Origin of the sequence: Lysobacter enzymogenes (assembly GCF_017168095.1) — a bacterium.
In the GTDB taxonomy this organism is placed as follows: domain Bacteria; phylum Pseudomonadota; class Gammaproteobacteria; order Xanthomonadales; family Xanthomonadaceae; genus Lysobacter; species Lysobacter enzymogenes_D.
In genome coordinates, this window is the sequence record NZ_LXSD01000647.1 from 1 (window position 1) to 844 (window position 844).

Sequence of the window (844 nt, forward strand, 5' to 3'; positions counted from 1 at the left end):
GCGCGCTGGTCGCGGCAAAGCCCGGTCTGACCCGCGTCCGCGGCGGCCTGCGGGCGCGCCGCGGGACCGCTGGCGCGCGTCGCGATGCGCGTCGCGCCGGCCGGAGAAGTGCAGAATGTTCCGCGGCGGCGCGCGTACCGCCGTCACCGTTCACGGGCCCCGCGCGGCGGGGCCGAGTCATGAGCCGCATGCGGCGGCGAGGAAAGCGCGATGTCCAATTCGATCCCCGACAACGACGCTGAGCCGGTCGACGGCGCGCAGGACGAGATCGTGCGCGACGGCGGCGCCGCCTCGGGCGACGGCGCCACGCCCAACGACGGCACCACGCCTAACGACATTCGCGGCGTCCTGGTCCAGGTCGCCGGCGCGCGCCTGCTGCTGCCCAACGCGACCATCGCCGAGGTGCTGTCGTACGCGCCGCCGGCGCCGATCGCCGAAGCGCCGCGCTGGCTGCTCGGCCAGATCCGCTGGCGCGGCTGGAACCTGCCGATGATCGCCTTCGGCGAACTGTCGGGCCTGGCGCGCGAACCCGGCGGCCTGGGCAGCAAGGTGGTCGTGCTCAAGGCGCTCAGCGCGGCCTCGCGCCTGCCGTATTTCGCCATGCTGACCCAGGGCTTCCCGCGCCTGGTCACCGTGTCGGCTTCCGGCCTGTACCTGCAGAGCCGCGAGGACGAAGTCCTGCCGCTGGGCGTGCAGGCGCGGGTCCGCCTCAACGACGATGCCGCGCTGCTGCCGGACCTGGAAGCGGTCGAGGCGATGATCGGCGAAGCGCTCGCGCAAGCGGCGTGAGCGAGGCCGCGGCGCCCGCACCGCACGCGCCGGCGCCGCAACCGGACGCGGCCGC

The 844-nt window shown here is 75.1% G+C and carries 1 protein-coding gene; it reads left to right on the forward strand.

All coding sequences use genetic code 11. From position 1 onward, the window contains the following. The first annotated feature begins 210 nt into the window (after positions 1-210). Positions 211-789, forward strand: a complete 579-nt coding sequence (locus A7A76_RS24775; RefSeq protein WP_206413820.1) for a chemotaxis protein CheW — start codon at positions 211-213, stop codon at positions 787-789. Positions 790-844 lie beyond the last annotated feature (55 nt).

Coding starts and splice junctions, on each gene's coding strand:
- A7A76_RS24775 (WP_206413820.1), top strand. CDS start 211: ATGTCCAATTCGATCCCCGACAACGACGCTGAGCCGGTCGACGGCGCG.